Origin of the sequence: Parasphingomonas zepuensis (assembly GCF_036663735.1) — a bacterium.
GTDB lineage: Bacteria > Pseudomonadota > Alphaproteobacteria > Sphingomonadales > Sphingomonadaceae > Sphingomonas.
The window spans coordinates 223,261-241,743 of the sequence record NZ_JAXOJO010000006.1 but is presented as its reverse complement, the minus strand read 5'-3'; the positions used below and the strand labels follow the sequence as shown (position 1 = coordinate 241,743).

Below are 18,483 nucleotides of genomic sequence, written 5' to 3'. Positions count from 1 at the left end.
TGTTTTGTCGTTCGTCGTTCCGGTTAGCTATTCGTGCTGTCGCCCGGCGCGATAAGCCCCTCCCGCCGCAGGGCCTCCCAAAGCTCCGCCGGTATGGGAACCCGGCTGAAGCCGATGGCCGCCTCGACCTGGGTTGCATCGCGGACACCGACGATGGGCAGGGTGACCGCGGGGTGACTGGCCGCGAAGCGAAGCGCAGCCGCAGGCAGCGGTACCTCGAACTCGCGACATAGCCGATCGAGTGCCGCGACTCGTGTCCGTATAGCCTCGGATGCCGGTCCATAGTCGTGGAACGCGTCCGGGCCTCCCGCACCCGCGGCGAGGATGCCTGAGCTGAACACGCCCGCCGCGACCACACCGATACCCCGCTGGTGACAGGTCTCGAAAAAGGGAGCAGCGCTCTGGTCGAGCAGCGTGAAGCGGCCGGCGATCAGGAACAGGTCGAAATCGGTATATGCCATGCTCTCGGCGCAGATCTCGATCTCGTTGACGCCGAGGCCGATCGCCGAGACGGCGCCCTGTTCCCGCAACGCGGTCAGCGCGCGAAAGCCGCCATCCACTGCTTGCTGCAACATATATCGATGATTGGCGCCGTGAGTGGCACTGCCGAGATCGTGCAGATAGAGGATGTCGATCCGCGCCAGCCCCAACCGGTTCAGGCTTGCCTCGAACGATCGCATCACGCCGTCATAGCTGTAATCGAAGACCGGGCTGAACGGCATCGGAGAACGGAATCCGTCCCGATCGCCAGGCTCGGCGGGGAAAAGCAGCCGGCCGGCCTTGGTCGACAACAGATAGTCGTTCGGATCCCGTTCGCGCAGTGAATCACCGAGCCGCCGCTCGCTCAGCCCGGCACCGTAAAAAGGTGCTGTGTCGAAATGACGTATTCCGGCGTACCAGGCCGAATCGACGGCCGCACGGGCTTCGGCATCGCCGACCTCGCGGTACAAATTCCCCAGCGCCGATGCCCCGAACCCGAAGGGGCCGCATGCCGCCAGCCGCGCGAGCAGCGCAGCGCGGCCTGCTCGGGCTTCAGAAGTGGGCAATAGCCTTAAGGACATTGTCAGCCTCGGCAATCAGCATCGGGATCCGCTCCGGAAGGTCTTCCGCCCGAACGCTATGGGTCTGGAGCGCCTGGGTCGGAATCTTTCCTGCGCGCATCGCAGCGATGACGCGTTTGAAATCCTCTGCCAAGGCATTGCGGCTGGCGAGCAACGTCGTCTCGCGTTTATGGAATTCGGGATCGGCAAAGACGAGATCGCCCGGCGCCACCCCGACGAGGACCAGCGTGCCGCCGTTGGAGACAAAGGCCAGGCTCTGGGTCATCGCAGAGAGGGTGCCGGTCGCGTCGAACACGGTGTCGAACATCTCACCGTCAGTCTGTCGGTCCAGCGTCGCCGCAAGTTGCGGGCCTGCCGCGACGGTCCGATCCAGGCCGAGATGCGTGCGCGCATAATCGAGCCGCGGCTGGCGCGTATCGACCAAGGTGACCGAAGCGCCGTCCAATCCGGCGAAAATCGCGGTGGCAATGCCGATCGGCCCGGCCCCGACCACGAGCACTTCGTCGCCGCCAGTCAATCGGGCCCGCGCCACCGCGTGAGCGCCGATCGCCAGGAATTCGAGCATCGCGGCCTCGTCGAGCGTCAGTCCGCTCGCGTCGATCACCGCACGCTCCGGCACCGCAAGCACCTCGCACATGCCGCCGTCGATATGGACACCCAAAACTCTGATGTTGGCACAGGCATTCGGCTTGCCGCGGCGGCAGGCAACGCATTTCCCGCAATCGAGATACGGATTGATCGCCACCACCTGACCGACATGGAAAGCCGAGCCGTCGGGGACGCTTTCGACCTCTCCAGCCAGTTCGTGACCCATCACGCGTGGATATGCCAGGAACGGATGGCGCCCCGCAAAGATGTGATAATCCGTACCGCAGAGCCCCACCCGTCGAATGCGCACCACTACTTCGCCCTCGCCCGGCTGCGGCTCAGGGCGTTCGGCAATCGCCACGTCGAATGGTGCCTGACATATCAAAACCCTCATCGCATGAGCGTATCAGTGGATTGCATATATGCAAGCCAGATAGCGCATATGAGATAATTTCGCGTTTCCGCATTGATGCGGTTTGGCGAAGTTGGTAGCGTTACCACACGCCGCGCACGGAAAATGTCGATGCCGGGACCGAGGGGGAGAGGAGAGCGATGAAGAAGCTGCTGACCGCGGGGCTGGTTGCCGCGCTCTCGGGATCCTCCCTTTCCGCGGCCCTGGCCGATCCACTGGCGCCGACCGGGCGCTGGTCCGCCTATACCGCCGGCCGCGCAGCCACGCCGCCGATGGGATGGAGCACCTGGAACGCCTTCGCGACCGACATCGATGAGGACAAGATCATCGGGTCGGCGCAGCAGATCGTCGACAGCGGCCTAGCGGCCAAGGGCTATAGGTACATCAATATCGACGATGGCTGGGCTCTGAAGCGCCGGATGCCCGATGGGCACATGATTATCCGCGCCGACAAGTTTCCCTCGGCGCGCGCGGGAGGCGACACTCCCACCTTCAAGCCATTCACCGATCGGCTTCACGCGATGGGATTGAAGGCAGGCATCTATTCGGACCTGGGCCGGAACACCTGCTCGGAAGCCTATTCGCCGACTGAAGACGATTTGCCCAAGGGAAACGTCCTGGAACGCGAAGTCGGGTTGTACGGGCGCATCGACCAGGACATCGCGCTCTACTTCGCGAAATGGGGTTTCGACTTCATCAAGGTGGATAGCTGCGGCTTGCGCGATTATGGGCCGCAAAGCGCGCGGGTCCAGTCAGGCAAGTTCAGGGCGCTTGGGCCGATCCTTGATTCAGGCGCGGTTACGCGGACCGATATTCCAGCAATCCAGGCATTCTTCCGGCAGATCAATCTGGCCCTTGCGCGCGAGAATCCGGATGGCGATTATCTGCTCTCTCTTTGTGTCTGGGGCGCCGCGAACGTGCGGACATGGGGCAAGGATTATGGCGGTATCTCCCGCACCAGCGACGACATTTCGCCGGCCTGGGGACGCCTGCTGGTCAATTACGACACCACCGTTACCCGGTCGCTCTACGCGCATCCCGGATCGTGGAACGATCCGGACATGCTGCATATCGGCGCGGGAGATTTCGATGCCGATCACCTGACCGAAGCGCGATCCCATTTCGCGCTTTGGGCGATGCTCAACGCGCCGCTGATGATCGGGACGGATCTGCGCAAGACCCCCAAGGCATTGCTCGACATCTTCGGCAATGCCGACATCATCGCGCTCGATCAGGATCCCGCCGGCAATCAGGCAACGCTTGCCTATGATTCCAGCGACCTGCAGATCCTGGTGAAGACATTGGCGTCGGGCGAAAAGGCGCTGGCGATCTTCAACCGAGGCTCGGGCGGCTACGATGTCGATCTGCGTGCGGCCCATCTGAAGTTCAGCGATGCCGCGCCGATCGAGCTGACGGATTTGTGGAGCAAGCGGCGGACCAGCTTTACCAGGCAGGTAAAACTGCACGTCGAGCCACGCGAGACATTGATTTTCCGAGCACAAGGGACCCGAACGCTGCAGGGCGGTTATTATCTGTCGGAACAGCCTGGAAGCGTGAACCCGGCGGTCGACGGCGTCGTCCGCCCGACCGTCGATCCGACCATCTTTCGCACCGCGGCAGGCTGGGCGGGAACCAGCGGGGCGGGCGACAGGCCGACCTATGCCGGTTGGGGCGGCGCGCGAGCCGACAGCGCCCCCTATGGACAGGTGCTCCACGTCGCGGGCAAGCCGTTCGCGGCGGGCATCGGAATCCTCGCAAACTCGCGCCTGGAGGTACGAAACAGCCGGGCGCGGCGCTTCACCGCCATGGTGGGCGTGGATGACAGTGCCACGGACAAGGCACGCACCGTGACGTTCTTCGTCTATGGGGACGGCAAGCTTCTCGGCACCAGCCCGACTCTCAAATGGGGCATGGCCGCGAAGCCGCTCTCGGTTCCGGTCGCCGGCGTGAAGCTGATCGAACTGGTCGCGCGCAGTGGCGGCACCGACAACGCAAATTTGCCCGTTACCTGGGGCGACGCAGCGCTGATGGAGCGCTGAAGCAACAGGATATGGGAGGTCCGCGGCCGTTGCCGGCCTTTACAGCGCCGCGATGTAACCACCGTCGAGCGGGATGGTGGTGCCGTTGACATAGGCGCCGGCGCGCGAAGCGAGAAAAACGGCCAGACCCTCCATGTCCTCAGCCGTTCCGGCGCGGCCCAACGGGATATAAGTGGCGATGCTCCTTTGGGTCGCCTCAGAACTCGTGTCGTGCATTTTGGACGGGAAGGGGCCGGGGGCGATCGCGTTGACGCCGATGCCTTCCTTGCCCAGGCGCTTGGCCAGCGCGCGGGTCAGGTGATGCAGCGCGGCCTTGGACACGCCGTAGGAATAGGCCTCCCAATTGGGAATGTGCAGGCCGCCGATCGAGCCGATATTGATGATCCGCGCGCCATCGCTGGCACGAAGCTGGGGCAGAAGCTGTTGCACCAGGAAAAAGGCCGAGCGCAGGTTGACATCCATGACGCGGTCCCAGCCAGCGATGGTGGCGTCCGCGATGGACGGCACCTCGCCGACGCCGGCATTGTTGACCAGGATATCGAGCCGGGGTTCCACCGCGGCGAACGCCCTGGCCAGTGCGTGTGCGCCGTCTTCTGTCTCCAGGTCGGCGGCAAGGCCGATGCAGTCGATTTCAGCTGCGGCCTCGGCAGTGCGCGCCGCGTCACGGCCGGTAATGTAGGTCTTGGCGCCGCGACGTGCGAAGCCGGCGGCGATCATCCGGCCGATGCCTGTGGTCCCGCCCGTGACGAGCGCAACTTTGCCTTCGATAGTGAACAGTGCGTCGATCACGTATTTCTCTCCTGCTGATGCCGGCGCCGGGGTGCGAGCATCGAGTGACGTCCTACCGGCTCAGCTCTGCGGCGCGCTCTGCCTGCAGGACCCGGTCGACCCGATCGCCATAGGGCTTGAGCGCGCGAAAGCTGAGGAAGAGGCCGAGCGGCCCAAGCGTACCGGCCACGATCACCATTGCCCAGCGCAACTGCGCTTCGTTCTGAAGGACATAGTCGGTCGTGAGCGCAACGAGCATTGGGCCGAGACCGGATCCTATGATGCTCACGAAGAACAGATACAGCCAGCTGATCTGGCCGCGCAAATGGTTGGGCGTGGCAATCTGGATCGCGCTGTTCATACCGGGATGGCCCATGCCCGTGAAGAAATTGGACATTGCCCAGAGGATTGCCGCGACCCAGGGGCTGCCGACCAACAATGCCGCGATCGACAATGGCAACATGATCGCATGGGCCCAGCAATAGGCCCGCAGCATCGCATCGGAATAGCCTTTCTTGTCCAGCTTCTCGCTGAGCACCGCGCCCGCAGCGAGGCCGACCGGAATCGTTATCAGGCTGATGATGCCCAGCAGCGGGCCAGCCTGTTCCGGGCCCCAGCCATAGGTGCGTTCGAAAAAGGCGACGCGCCACGCAGTCATGCCCAGCGCCTCGATCGACCAGAGCGCAGCACCGGCAAACATCGGGAAATAGAGCCGGCGTTCGGCCCAGAGAAAGTCGATCACGTCGCGGCCGGGCACCTGGTGCTTGGGTGCTGCCACCGTCTCGGGCGGGCGCTTAGGCTCCGGCACGGTCAGCAGGAACAGGAGGGCGATCAGCAAACCCGGAATGCCGCAGATCAGGAAAACCATCTGCCAGTCGCGCAGCGTGCCGATCACCGGCAAGGTGATATCCGGCGTCTTGGCGAGATGCCCGATCAGCACGCCCCCGATGATCATCGATGCAGCCATGCCGGCAAATCCGCCGGTTGAGTAGATCGAGAAGGCGCGGGGCAGGCGCTTGCGCGGGACCATGTTGGAGATCATCGACAGCGATGCCGGCGCCTGCACCGATTCTCCGGCACCGATGGCAGCGCGGGCGGCGAACAGGGCTGCGAAACTGTTGGCCAGGGCCGCGGTCGCCGTCGCCAGGCTCCAGAATGCGAGGCCGCCGACCAGGATCAGCTTGCGACTGGTGCGATCCGCCAGTCGCGACAGCGGCAGTCCGGCGATGACATAGGCCGAGGAAAAGGCGATGCCGATGATGACGCTCATCTCGGTATCGGTCAGCTTCAGGTCCGCCTTGATCGGTTGCACCAGCAGCGCGATCACGCCCCGATCGATGTGCGACAGCATGAGGATCAGGCCGAGCATGACCACCGCGTACCAGGTGCGCCAGGTCATCGGCGGGGGCTGAAATGCAGTTTCGGAGGTGGATTTATCGTCGCTGCTGACGTGCATGAGTCCTCGCCATCCCGATCTTGTTATGGCGTCGACCCTTAGCCGCGCAGCCGATGTCGAGCGATTGCAAGGCGGCTCTCGCTTTTGACCGTGCCGACATGGATTTGCATTTGGGGCAAGGATTCCGGCCCGGTCGATAAAGTCGCGGGGCGGGGCGTCGCCTAGGAATGCGGTCAGGGCGCTATGAGCGACAAACTGGCGAGAGAGGGTGATGACAGAGCAAGGCCTGCCATCGTGGTGCGATGCCGGGACCGAACACGGGATCGTGTATCGGGCCGAGGACGAATTTTGTGCGTGGCCATTCTATTGCGGGCTGTGGTTGACCGCGGATGGCAGCATCGTTGCGGGCTTCAAACGCATTCCCTGCGATTATGGCGGCGCCGCCGACGTCGATCATAATCGACTGACCAGGAACATGGGGCAGCTCTATGTGATCCGCTCCATCGATGGCGGCCGCACCTGGGATCCGGACAGCTTCGTCCCGATCTTCGACATGGCGACGAAGGACAAGGCGGGCATGCCCGGCGGCGCGCCGGCCGACTGGTCAGGCCTGCCGCCGCTGGACCTGTTCAGCCGTGATACGCTGATCATGTCGGGCGGAATGCCCCGACTGTTCGCACCGGAAGGCGATGCGTGGATGCGGGCATCGACGGATGGCGGGCGGACCTGGCGGCAGCCGACCGTGTTGCCGCGTTTTGGCCTGCCGGGCCTGTCCGGCTTTGGATCGTCGATGTACTCGACCCGAGCGGATGGCCTTCATCTGCTGGGCATGAACACCGTGACGCCGGACGGCCGATCGCCGCGTCCGCTGATCTATGCATCGGCGGACGGCAACAACTGGTTCTTCCTGTCCTTCGTGACACCCGAAGCGCCCCGTTCGCCTTATTATCCGGGGGGGTCCCCCTTCGCGCCGGCGCCGCATTTCTATCCGCGCGTGATCGTGCTGCGCGATGGGCGGGTGATCTGTTCGATGCGCTATCAGCGCGATCCGCGGAACGTTATCTGGACTGACATCCATGAAAGCCTCGACGGCGGCCGCACATGGCGTTTCCTGTCGCGAGTGAATGACTGGGGGGCGCCGGGCGACATCGTCGAAATGAGCGATGGGCGGATCGCCTGCGTCTATGGCTATCGTATTGCGCCGACGGGCATCCGCTATCGGATCAGCGAGGACGGCGGCCGCAACTGGGGCGGGGAGATCATCCTGCGGTCGGACGGCGGCAGCTGGGATCTGGGCTATCCGCGCGTGATCGAGATCGAGCCGGGTTTCCTGTTCGCTACCTATTACATGAACACGATCGACGATCCGGTGCAGGTCAATGGCGGGGTGCGGCACATCGCCTGTACCCGCTTCCGCCCATGAGCAGCGCGTTCTCTCCGCCGCGACGGGCCGCCCATGCCGAGCACGGCATCGTCTATCGCAACGACCGCGAATTCTGCGCCTGGCCCTTTTATTGCGGCCTGTGGATCACCGGGGACGGCAGCGTCGTCGCTGCGTTCAAGCGGGTGCAGACCGACTATTCGGAATATGCCGCGGTGGACCACGGACAGATGAGCCGAAAGACGGCTCATCTGGTGACGATCCGCTCCCGGGACGGTGGCTTGAGCTGGGACAAGGACAGTATCGACGAGGTGTGGGACATGGCTGTCACCACGCCTGCGCAGATGCCCGGTGGGCTGGATGGTGCCGACCAGGCGCCAATCGACTTTGCCAGCCCCGACACGCTTGTGATGGGCGGGGGCATCCCGACGCTTTTCGCGCGCGACGCGCAGGCGTGGACGCGGATCTCGACTGACGGTGGCGTCAGCTGGCGTGCGCCGATCCTGCTGCCGCAATTCGACCTGACTTCGCTGACCCATTTCGGGTCCTCGCACCGTGCGACACGCAGCGACCGCACGCACCTGCTGGGCCTTCAGGCCAACACGCCGGATGCACTGTCACCGCGGCCACTGGTCTACGCCACTACCGATGGGCGCCAGTGGTACTTCCTTTCGTTCATCACGCCGGAGCGGGCGCCTTCACCCTATTACGTGCTGGAAACGCCGTTCTCCCCGTTGCCGCATTTCTATCCCCGCATTCTGGTACTGCGCGACGGGCGGGTGCTTGCGACGCTGCGCTACCAGCGGGATGCCCGCAGCGTCATCTGGACCGATGTGCACCAGAGCCTGGACGGCGGGCGGACGTGGAACTTCCTGTCGCGCGTCAATGACTGGGGGGCGCCGGGCGATCTGGTCGAGATGACGGACGGGCGGATTGTTTGCGTCTACGGTTATCGCATTGCGCCGTCGGGCGTGCGCTACCGCGTCAGCGAAGACGGCGGGCGGACCTGGAGCAGCGAGTGGATCCTGCGCGACGATGGCGGCAGCTGGGATGTCGGTTATCCTCGCGTGGTCGAGATCGCGCCCAACCGCCTGCTGGCCACTTATTACATCAATCTGGCCGAGGATGCCGTCCGGATGAACGGCGGCGTGCGCCACATCGCCAGGACAATATTCGAGCCCTGATGCGACCCTGCCTGCGTTCGATCAGCAAATAGCCTGAGCCGCGCCAGTCAAGCGCCGCCACCGGCCGCGAACCATGGTGGCTCCCAAGAACCCACAGATAGTTGAAAAAGGGGAGAGGGATGTTGAAGCCATTCATGCTGGCCACCGTATCGACGGTTGGCCTGCTCGTTGCACAAAATGCCTGGGCTCAGCAGGCGCCACCGGCGGAGGCCTCGTCGCAAGAAGCGAACGATGGCGCGGCCGCGAGGGAGGCAGGCGACATCGTCGTAACCGCAACGCGACGGGCAACTTTCGTTCAGGACACACCGATCGCGATCACTGCGGTCACGGCAGATACGCTCGAGACGCGCGGCCTGACCAATACTGCTGATCTCGGGGCAATCGTTCCCAACGCATCGTTCCGGCAGGCTCAGGGCGCCTATGGTCCGGCGGTTACCGCTTTCCTGCGCGGGATCGGCCAGCATGACTCGGCGCTGGCGAGCGAACCGGCCGTCGCCTTCTACATCGACGACGTCTATTATCCGCTCCTGTTTGGCTCGTCCTTCGATCTGCTCGATCTCGACCATGTCGAGGTGCTGCGCGGTCCGCAGGGCACGCTGTTCGGCCGCAACGCGCTGGCCGGCGCCGTCAACATGGTCAGCAAGACTCCGAGCCTGACCGAGACCAGTGCGCGCGCCGAGGTTACCGTCGGCAGCTATAACCGGCGCGATTTCCGTACCAGCTTTTCGGTGCCGCTGACGAGCAATCTGGCGGTCGGGCTGACCGCGATGTCGAAGAAGCGCACGGGCTATCAGCGCGTCCTCGACTTCCGGTGCGAGATGTTCCGCCGCGGCACGCCGGAACTGGCGGGCAGCTTCCCGTTCGCCAGCGCGAAAACCACGGTCGCCGCGAACGGCGCGGTCGACAATTGCACGATCGACCATCTGGGAGGCCAGGACCAGCAGGCTGTGCGCGGGAACCTGTACTGGAAACCGACCAGCAACCTGTCAGTGTCGATCATCGGCGACTATATCGACAGCAATGACGATCTGGCTGCGGACTCGGCCTATGCGCTCGATCGTTCGAAGGTCACGGCGGCCGGCCTGGCGAACATCGATTCGATGTATGCCCGCTACTCGGTTCCGGGCCAGGCTCCATTCGTCTACGATCAGCGCTTCCTGACGGGCAATCCCTTCACGACGTATACGACGTTCCGGGATCCGATCCCGGCCGGCACGCTGATCCCAGGCAACACCTATTACAACGGTTCGCCGTTCCGCGGAGGGCTGGACCATGGCCGCAATTCGCCGGTCAAGACCTGGGGCGTTTCGGGCAAGATCGTCTACGGCGTCAGCGACAATGTCGATCTGACGCTGGTTGGCGGCTATCGCAAAATGAACCTCAGCTTCTCGTTCGACAATGACGGGGCGCCGCTTTCCGAAACGCTGATCTATCACACGATCAACGAGCACCATTTCACCGGCGAAGCACGCCTGACGGGACGGATGGACTGGCTCGATTGGGTCGCGGGCTTTTTCTACTACAACGGCTATGCCTTTAACGGGGCGCAGCCGCAGGGCACGCAGAACGGCACGCAGCGTTACCAGAACACGGTCTATCGTCCCGATTCAAAGGCCGGTTACGTCAACGTCAACGTCCGTCCCTTCGATGGCCTGTCGCTGGTGCTCGGCGGTCGCTATTCCGACGACAAGAAGGCAGTGGACTTCAACAACGTCCTGGACGGCACGCCTCCCGGCTCGACCGTATTCGTGCCGAACGAGGCCGGCAGCACGCGGTTCAAGACCACGCCGGGCGAGAGCCGCTTCGACTGGAAGCTGGGCGTCAACTATGATTTCGGCAACGACATCATGGCCTATGCGTCTGCCGCGACCGGCTATCGTCTGCCGGGCTTCAACGTGCGCCCCTCGCAGCCCAGTCAGGCCGGCCCGACGCCGGGCGAGGAACTCGTCAGCTACGAGATCGGCGGGAAGATGGATCTGTTCGGCCGACTGGTCCGGCTGAACGTCGCGGCATTCTACATCGACTATAAGAAGCGTGTTCTGAGCGTCACCGGGCAGGAAACCCGGCTGACGGATACGGGTGCGCCGGTGGCAGGCAACTCGACCGTGATCCCGTTCGCGCAGGACGGCGCGACCACTTGCCGCGCCTATACTGCAACGGACGGTGCGCGGAATCCTGCCGCCGGCATTGGGGTAACCTGCATCGGCCGGACCTTTTTCCTGAACTCGCCCGGCAAGGTTAAAGGCCTGGAAGGCGAGATCGAAATCAGACCGGCCGGCGGGCTGCTGATAAACGGGTCCGTCGGGTACAGCAACTTCAGCGCCCCCGATCTGGACGCGCTGCCCGATACCTCCAACAAGCGCGTCCTGCGCGTGCCGGACTGGACCGGTAGTGCCGGTATTCAGTATGAAATACCGGCAAACGCGCTGGGTGGATCGATTACGCCACGTCTCGATTGGTTCTATCAGGATAGTCTGGTGTACAGCGTTACGCGCAAAGACACCAATCAACCCGCTTATTCGACGTTCAACGGTCGCCTGACTTACCATAATGAGAAGCACGATCTCGACTTCTCGCTGGGCGTAACTAATCTCTTCAACAAATTCTATTACCGGAACCTGTTCGTCTATCAGGATCTGGGCAATGCCACGCTGAACGGTCAGCCTGCGCCGCCCCGTGAATGGTATCTCACCGTTTCAAAGAAGTTCTGACCTACCGCCGTCGCGGCGCGGTCGATGCGTCGCGGCGGTACGCCGTGCGGTGCCGACGCGCCGTGACCAAGCCAACTTGAAGGGAAAGCCGAGCGCCATGGATCTGCCGCTATACGATACCCACGCACATCTGATCTCCGACGATTGGGAGACCTATCAGCCGAGGCCGCTAAAACCGGATCTGCCGACCCCGGCGAAACCCAGTTTCACGGTGACCGTCGATGCGCTGATCGAGATGATGGACGGCCACGGGGTGACCGATGCCTGCCTGGTCCAGCGCGGTCATCTATATGGCTATGACAACAGCTATATCCTTGATGCGGCGGAGAAGAATCCCGGTCGGCTGCATCCGGTGGTGATCCTGGATCCCCAGGATCCGGCGACCCCCGCGACGTATCGCGATATGGTGCGGCATCGCCACGCTCGGGGCTTCCGCATGGCCCATACCCGGCCGCACATCCTCGATACGGCCTGGATCAGTTCGCCCCAGTCGATGGAGGTGTGGAAGACCTGCGCCGAACTCGGCACGCCGATGACGCTGATCCTGTTCATGAAGCAGCTTCCCTATCTGCTGCCCCTCATCAAGATCATCGCCCGGCAATTTCCGGATCTGCCGATCCTCCTCGACCATGGTGGCATGCCCTACGGCATGTCGCAGTACGAGGTCGGTCTCGCCGAGGCGGCCGGCGAGGAAGTGATCATGCCCAGGGCGCCGCATTTCGGCATCGACCGCACGATCGCGCTGTTCGAGGACGTGCCGAACGTCTTTTTCAAGATCACCGAGATCAACATGGAGCGGTTGCACGTCGAGAACGTCCGGGCCGCCCATATCGTGCGGCGGATGGTGGACAGCTTCGGGCCGGATCGCCTGATGTGGGGATCCGATATCGGCCAGAGCATGTTGTGGAACTACACCGAAAAGGCCGCGATGGCCCGGGCGGCTGCCGACTTCCTGACCGAAGAGGAGGCGCGCAAGTTCCTGCACGACAATGCCGTCCGCGTTTACTCCGCCGCGGCGTGAGCCATGGCTGCCAAGGATATGAAATGATCAGGAAGTTTGCGCGCCCCCGTCCGCCAAGTTACGCGGAACACGCCATCGTCTATCGCCGTGAGAATGAGTTCTGCGCCTGGCCCCACACCATGGGTTTCTGGGAAACCGGATCGGGCGAACTGGTGCAGAATTTCATGGCGATGGAGGCCGAATATGGCGATCCGTCGAAGATCAGCCACGACCAGTTGGGCGAGCGCGGCGGGCGTGCGACCCGCATGGTGACGGTCCGATCAACCGATCGCGGCCGGACCTGGAGCGATCCGGTCTACGACGTCTATCCGCGTCTGACCCGCCCCAGCGAGGGTGACCCCAGGGATCTCTCCGAATGGGGCCCGATCGACTATCTGGACGGGAACACGTTGATCGCCAATGGCAGCTGGGAATTCGGAAAACCGGAGAGCCGGTCGTTCATTCGTGTATCCAAGGACGGCGGCCATAACTGGACCCCGCCGGCCGAGCTTCCGCTCGACGGGCTGTTCTCCCTCTCAGCGATCAACTCCCACATGGTCCGGCCGGACGGGCGCTGCCTGTTGTTCCTGACCGAAGTGAGCGAGGACGGCTGGAACCGCCGCCCGCTCGTCTATGGCAGCCTGGACGACGGTACCGGGTTCCGGTTCATGTCCTTCATTGCCCCCAAGACCGATCCATATGGCGAAGCTGACGGCAACTGGAATTGCACCTATCGCTTCGGGGGGCACCGCTGGTTCTATCCACGCGGCCAGATGCTGCCCAATGGTCGAATCCTGTGCATGATGCGGTGCCAGCGCGATCCCACCGGTGTGATGTGGAGCGAGGTCTATTATAGCGACGATGGCGGCCAGACCTGGGGCTTCCTGTCCCGGGTCAATGATTTCGGCGCACCGGGCAGCCTGGTGCAGATGGCGGACGGGCGGCTGGTGGTGGTCTATGGCCAGCGTCTTAAACCCCAGGGGATCCGCGCCGTGGTGAGTGAGGATCAGGGCAAGACCTGGGGCCCGGAAATCGTCGTGCGCGATGACGGCGGTAGCTGGGACTTGGGCTACCCGAACGCCTGGTCAATGGAAGATGGCAAGATCGGCGTGATCTATTACTTCAATTCGAAGGACGATCCGCTGCAGGCGAATGGTGGCGTACGCCACATCGCGCGGACCATATTTTCCGTCGACTGAATCGGTTCAGAAGATAACCACCGCGACGGGAATTCTCCTGCGAACTTCGGGGAAGATCGTCGGCGGTGGTTTCGATCCCAGGCAAAAGAGGGCGGATCATGGCCACGGAAGATATCGCGGTTTCCGTCGAGGCGAGCGCGTCGGCCTTAAATGTACTGGCTCGCGATATCGAGCGGTTGGAAGCGTTACGGTCGATCAAGGATCTGCAGCGCAACTATGCGCAACTCGCACAGTTTGGTCGATGGGAAGCGATGGCATCGCTGTTTGCCGAGCAGGGCGAGCTATATTGGGGCGAGGTCGTGGTGACGGGCCGGGCGGCGATCGCTGCCTGGCTGGAGCAGCGCGCGGACGGCATGGACTGGATCGCGCCGGGATCATTGCATACGGAGATCATCGATCAGCCGCTTGCCAGGCTGGCGGCGGATGGCACGACCGCGACCGTGCGGTGGATGAGCATGGGCTTTCTCGGCGACGGCAAGGGCAGGGCGAGGATCGAGGGCGGGCTCTACCAGAACGATTATGCGCTGGAAGCCGGGCAATGGCGCATCTCCAGCATGCGCTATCATCCCCAATATGAGGGCGATTATGCCGATGGCTGGACCAATGTCGCAGGTCAGGACCTGCCGGTCATCCCGTTTCACCTCACCAGCGACGAGACCGGTGTCCCGATATCGTCGCCTGTCGGCGATGCCCCGCTGACGCGGCACGGCATCGCGGAACTCGCGACGCGGATATATCGACTGAATGATGAGGACGCGGTCCGCAACGTCCAGAACGCCTATGGCTATTATGTCGACCGGCGCATGTGGAGCGATGCTGTCGACCTGTTTGCTGACGATTGTGCGGCGGAGATCGTGGGTGCAGGCGTTTATCGGGGCAAGGACGGCGTGCGTCGCGCGCTGGAGCGCATGGGCCCCGAACGACTAACGCATGGCCATTTGAACGAGCGGCCGATCTTCGACCTGGTCGTCGATGTGCTGCCTGGTGGCGCCGAGGCGTTCGCGCGCGGAATCGAGATCGGAATGCTGGCCGATCCATCAAACCCACAGGGTCGCTGGACATTCTCCACATTCAACAACCGTTTGGTGAATGAAGCCGGGCTGTGGAAGCTCAAGGAATTGCGGATCACGCCGTTGATCGAGGCCGACTATGGCACCGGCTGGGGAGGGGGCGGGGACTCAGCCCATATCGGTTTCGGGCAGACGATGGGGACGGAACCGCTGACCGGACCCGCGCCGGCGTCGGCCGCAGCCCCGCCGAGCGACGTAGTGGATTTGCGTCGCCGGCTCGCGCGGGCGGCCGCCTTCGACTGTGTCGAGAATGTCTCCTCGGCCTATGGTTTCTACCTTGATGATTTCCAATGGGCGGATCTTGCCGCGATCTTTGCCGAGAAGGGCAACAAGCAATCGCCGTTTGCCGGTTATTATGTCGGGCGGGATCGCATCGCGGGCGCGGCCACTGCGAGCTGGGGCCCCGCCCCGACGATGCGATCGGCGATCTCGTTTCACTGGCGAACCCAGCCGGTCATCCATGTCGCGCACGATGCGCGCTCTGCCAATCTGCGCACGCGATTGTTCCAGCCCCGTACCTCCAAGGACCCGTACGCCAGCCGCAGCGGCTTCTACATGGGAGGGATCCACGGCGGCATGTATCCGAATGACCAGGCGGTATTGGAACACGGCATCTGGCGGCTGTGGAGCCTGACCATCGACGAGCATTATTTCTCGTCGCCCGACTGGAAGGCCGGCTGGGCCGGCGCGACCATCGATGAAGCTGCGCCGCGACCGCCGGTAAGCAAGTTGCTGACCATCTATCCGCCGGACGTAAAGATGACCGAGCTGGGCCGGCGCGAGGAGGGCTTTCGCGGCGGCACCGGCACGATGGTCGAATGGCCCGGAATCCTGCCCATGTGGTTTCATTACCGGAACCCGGTGAGTGGGCGAGTGCCGCAATATTATTGGCCGGACTGCGTGCCGTCCGAGGTGATGCCCACGTCGCGCATGACTGCGCACGGCTATCAGCAGCCCCCGACCGGACCCGAGATCGACGGGATTGAGCTCCCGGTCAACAAGCCGCGATAAGCAAGCGCGGACTCCTTCTCGGTCAAGCGGACCCGGTACGCCATCTCTTACGATCCGCGTTCGTTGGTGGGGACGGATGCGGGATCGATCGCCGACATGGGACAATGTCGGCCTGAGGCAAGTGTCTGCCGTCGCTATGCCGCTATATCCACCGGAAATTCTCCAAGAGGTTCATCGAGATGTACGACCCCGATTTGCTGGCGTTGAATGCCGAACTTTCGCTGCAGCTGGCCGATTACTGGAACGACATCGACACCAACCAGGGGGCTGGGGCACGTGCCTTTTACACCGAGGATGCCGTTTTCCACGGTCAGTTCGCCTCGTACGAGGGCGCCGCGAAAATCCAGCAATTCTATGATTGGCGTGCGGCGCAGGGGCCGCGGCTGGCGGTGCATTGCTTTACCAATTTTCGCGCCTGGTACACCGGACCGGCCTCGGTCGAGGCCACCAACTATCTGTTCCTCTATGCGGCCAATGGCGTGAAGCCGCTGCCGACGCATCCGCCGATCACGATTTCGCTGGCGACCGACAAATATGTCCGATCGACCGGAAACCGCCGCTGGCTGTGCACCTATCGGCGTTTCGAGCATTGGTTCGAAGGCGATACCCCCATCACCAATCCGGTCCTGGACGACGAAACATGAAGACGGTCGCGAACGGGACTGCTCGGTTTCATCGTGGGTGCGGGGTTGGCACAGGACAGCATAACGGCGGCGCAACCACGGGAATTGCCGCCGTCATCGGTCCTTGTTGACCCGCTGAATGCTTTCGCACATCCTCGTCATAATCGGGAAATCGGGGGCTCACTGACGCGCAGACGCTGGGGCCTTGGGAGAGAATGCCATGGAAAGCTATTCGACCGAAACGTTGCCCGTTCGGGGACGCACCGCGGCCTGGAACGCGCTCTATTCCTCTCGGATGAGTCACGTCGAATTTACACCGGGCGACCGCGACAAATTCGGTGCCGAGCTGCGGATCGGTCAGCTGGGGCCGATGAAGCTGGCACGCCTGACGGTCGACAAGTGCAGCATCGAGCGCGCCCAGCGGCACTCACTGGCGCCCGGGCCGCGGCTGTACAATTTCCTGCTGCAGGCGGAGGGCAGCAGTACCTTCTACCACTGCGGGAATGAATCGCTCCTGAAAGAAGGCGACCTGGTTCTGGTCGATACCGCGCTGCCGCATTATTTCCGCACGCAGGACGTGTCGGTGACGATCATGGCGCGCGTTCAATCCGATCTGCTGCGGGAGTATCTGCCGTCGCCCGAACAATTCTGCGGCGTGCCGCTTGGCAAGGCGGTGGGGATCAGCGCGACCGCAGCCGCGATGATGAAATCGCTCGCCGAGGTGACTGACAGCGGCGTCGGCTCGGCCTGCGAAGCGCGTATCGCGCGCTACCTGCTCGAGATGATCTCCATGTCCTATCCGACCGGGGGTAGCGGCGAGTCGAGCGGATCTGCGATCTTGTGGCAACGCCGCAACGCGATAGTGCGGTATATCGAGGACAATCTGCGCGATCCGGAACTGACGCCGGCCTCTATCGCTGCCGGTCTCCGCCTGTCGACGCGCTATCTCCGCACCATATTCTCCGTCTCCGGAGAGAAGATCTCGGCCTATATCCTCCGCAGGCGGCTGGAGGAGTGCGCGCGGCAGATGTGCAACCCGGCATGGCACGGGCATACGCTGATCGAGATTGCCTTTTCCTGGGGTTTCAACAGCGCGGCGCATTTCACCCGCTGCTTCGGCGATCGTTTCGGCGTCGCGCCACGGGATTATCGCCGCTCCTCGCTCGAGAGAGTGCCGATGGCGGACCTCCCGAAATAGCGCTGCCCTGAAAGGGCCAGAGCTATAGGGGCGCTCCGATGTTTTGAACGGGCGTCAGGCCGGCCGTGCCGTCGATCGATCGCCTTGCCCGAACCAGGTCATGAAATTGTCCCGGCCGGTGATGATCGGCCCGTGTTGCGCGAGACCGCTTTGCAGCAGCGTGCGGGAGAAATCCTCGAAGGTCCCGGCATGGTTGTGTACCTCGACGACGGCGTTGCGGGTGAGGGCGAGAACGTCGGGGTTGGCCGCGGCGAATTCGAATTCAGCACCCTCGATGTCGAGCTTCAGGAGATCGATCGGGCGGCCGCCGGCCAGCACGGCGAGGTCCAGATATTCGATTACTTTGCCCGGCCCCGACGCATCGCCGATATGGGAAGTGAGAAAGTTCTTCGGATCGGTCGTCAGGGTGGCAGTGCCCTTTTTCCGGCCAACCAGACCGGTGAGAATGGTTGCCCTGTCCCGCAACTTCGCGTTGACGAGATTGCTGTGCAGCGCCGGGTGCAGCGCTTCGTTCGGCTCGATCAGGATATATTCCGCGCTGGACGCGCCGAACTTCGCTCGAAAGCATATGTCGATCAGGATAGCGAAATGGCCGCAGTGCGCGCCGCAATCGACGACCAGGTCGGGGTCTTCCGAGAAAATCTCGAAGGCACGCCAGTAATTCGGATCGAGGAACACGTCCTGGAAGCTCGCGACCTGATATTTGTCGCTGAGCCAGATCTGCTCGTCGTCTTTCCGGAGAACGCAGTTCACCAGGCCCGCGCCGGCGAGGCGCCGATAGAGGAAGAACGGCAGGTTCTGACGCATACTCATCCGATCAAGAGTCCTGGCGATGGGCGGAG

General features: G+C 63.2%; 14 protein-coding genes. 9 read left to right on the top strand and 5 right to left on the bottom strand.

What is annotated here, in order from left to right; all coding sequences use genetic code 11:
- Positions 1-23: 23 nt before the first annotated feature.
- Both U1769_RS21565 and U1769_RS21560 read right to left on the bottom strand, forming a co-directional pair.
- Positions 24-1,046 (bottom strand): aldo/keto reductase, encoded by a 1,023-nt coding sequence (locus U1769_RS21565; protein ID WP_332720103.1) that lies wholly within the window; start codon positions 1,044-1,046, stop codon positions 24-26.
- Complete coding sequence (locus U1769_RS21560; RefSeq protein ID WP_332720102.1) at positions 1,033-2,043, bottom strand: zinc-binding alcohol dehydrogenase family protein; 1,011 nt, start codon at positions 2,041-2,043, stop codon at positions 1,033-1,035. The genes U1769_RS21565 and U1769_RS21560 overlap by 14 nt, the downstream gene beginning before the upstream one ends.
- Before the next feature lie 158 nt (positions 2,044-2,201).
- On the opposite strand from U1769_RS21560, the gene U1769_RS21555 reads away from it, so the two are divergent.
- On the top strand, positions 2,202-4,100 hold the full coding sequence (locus U1769_RS21555) for an NPCBM/NEW2 domain-containing protein (RefSeq protein ID WP_332720101.1): 1,899 nt from the start codon (positions 2,202-2,204) through the stop codon (positions 4,098-4,100).
- 39 nt (positions 4,101-4,139) lie between these two features.
- On the opposite strand, the gene U1769_RS21550 is transcribed toward U1769_RS21555, so the two are convergent.
- Positions 4,140-4,889 carry an SDR family oxidoreductase gene (locus U1769_RS21550; protein ID WP_332720100.1) on the bottom strand — a complete coding sequence of 250 codons (750 nt, stop codon included), beginning with the start codon at positions 4,887-4,889 and terminating at the stop codon, positions 4,140-4,142.
- 52 nt (positions 4,890-4,941) lie between these two features.
- The gene (locus tag U1769_RS21545; RefSeq protein ID WP_332720099.1) at positions 4,942-6,267 is read right to left on the bottom strand and encodes an MFS transporter; all 1,326 of its coding nucleotides are present in this window, start codon (positions 6,265-6,267) and stop codon (positions 4,942-4,944) included.
- A gap of 268 nt (positions 6,268-6,535) precedes the next feature.
- Here U1769_RS21545 and U1769_RS21540 point away from each other — a divergent pair, with 268 nt between their 5' ends.
- The 8 genes from U1769_RS21540 (at position 6,536) to U1769_RS21505 (ending at position 17,641) form a co-directional block, all read left to right on the top strand.
- A complete protein-coding gene (locus U1769_RS21540) occupies positions 6,536-7,687 on the top strand; it encodes a sialidase family protein (protein WP_332720097.1) in 1,152 nt (383 codons plus the stop codon).
- Positions 7,684-8,829 carry a sialidase family protein gene (locus U1769_RS21535; protein WP_332720095.1) on the top strand — a complete coding sequence of 382 codons (1,146 nt, stop codon included), beginning with the start codon at positions 7,684-7,686 and terminating at the stop codon, positions 8,827-8,829. The genes U1769_RS21540 and U1769_RS21535 overlap by 4 nt, the downstream gene beginning before the upstream one ends.
- 119 nt (positions 8,830-8,948) lie before the next feature.
- Entirely contained in the window at positions 8,949-11,540 is a 2,592-nt protein-coding gene (locus tag U1769_RS21530; RefSeq protein WP_332720094.1) for a TonB-dependent receptor, read from the top strand.
- A gap of 97 nt (positions 11,541-11,637) precedes the next feature.
- On the top strand, positions 11,638-12,561 hold the full coding sequence (locus tag U1769_RS21525; protein ID WP_332720093.1) for an amidohydrolase family protein: 924 nt from the start codon (positions 11,638-11,640) through the stop codon (positions 12,559-12,561).
- Positions 12,562-12,584: 23 nt separating this feature from the next.
- Positions 12,585-13,739 carry a sialidase family protein gene (locus U1769_RS21520; protein WP_332720092.1) on the top strand — a complete coding sequence of 385 codons (1,155 nt, stop codon included), beginning with the start codon at positions 12,585-12,587 and terminating at the stop codon, positions 13,737-13,739.
- Between the two features lie 98 nt (positions 13,740-13,837).
- Positions 13,838-15,820, top strand: coding sequence for a nuclear transport factor 2 family protein (locus U1769_RS21515; protein ID WP_332720091.1), 1,983 nt, complete (start codon positions 13,838-13,840; stop codon positions 15,818-15,820).
- A gap of 179 nt (positions 15,821-15,999) precedes the next feature.
- Positions 16,000-16,464, top strand: coding sequence for a hypothetical protein (locus U1769_RS21510; RefSeq protein WP_332720090.1), 465 nt, complete (start codon positions 16,000-16,002; stop codon positions 16,462-16,464).
- A gap of 199 nt (positions 16,465-16,663) precedes the next feature.
- A complete protein-coding gene (locus U1769_RS21505; protein WP_332720089.1) occupies positions 16,664-17,641 on the top strand; it encodes a helix-turn-helix domain-containing protein in 978 nt (325 codons plus the stop codon).
- A 54-nt stretch (positions 17,642-17,695) separates the two neighbouring features.
- Here U1769_RS21505 and U1769_RS21500 read toward each other — a convergent pair whose 3' ends face one another.
- Positions 17,696-18,448, bottom strand: coding sequence for an FkbM family methyltransferase (locus U1769_RS21500; RefSeq protein ID WP_332720088.1), 753 nt, complete (start codon positions 18,446-18,448; stop codon positions 17,696-17,698).
- Between the last annotated feature and the right edge of the window lie 35 nt (positions 18,449-18,483).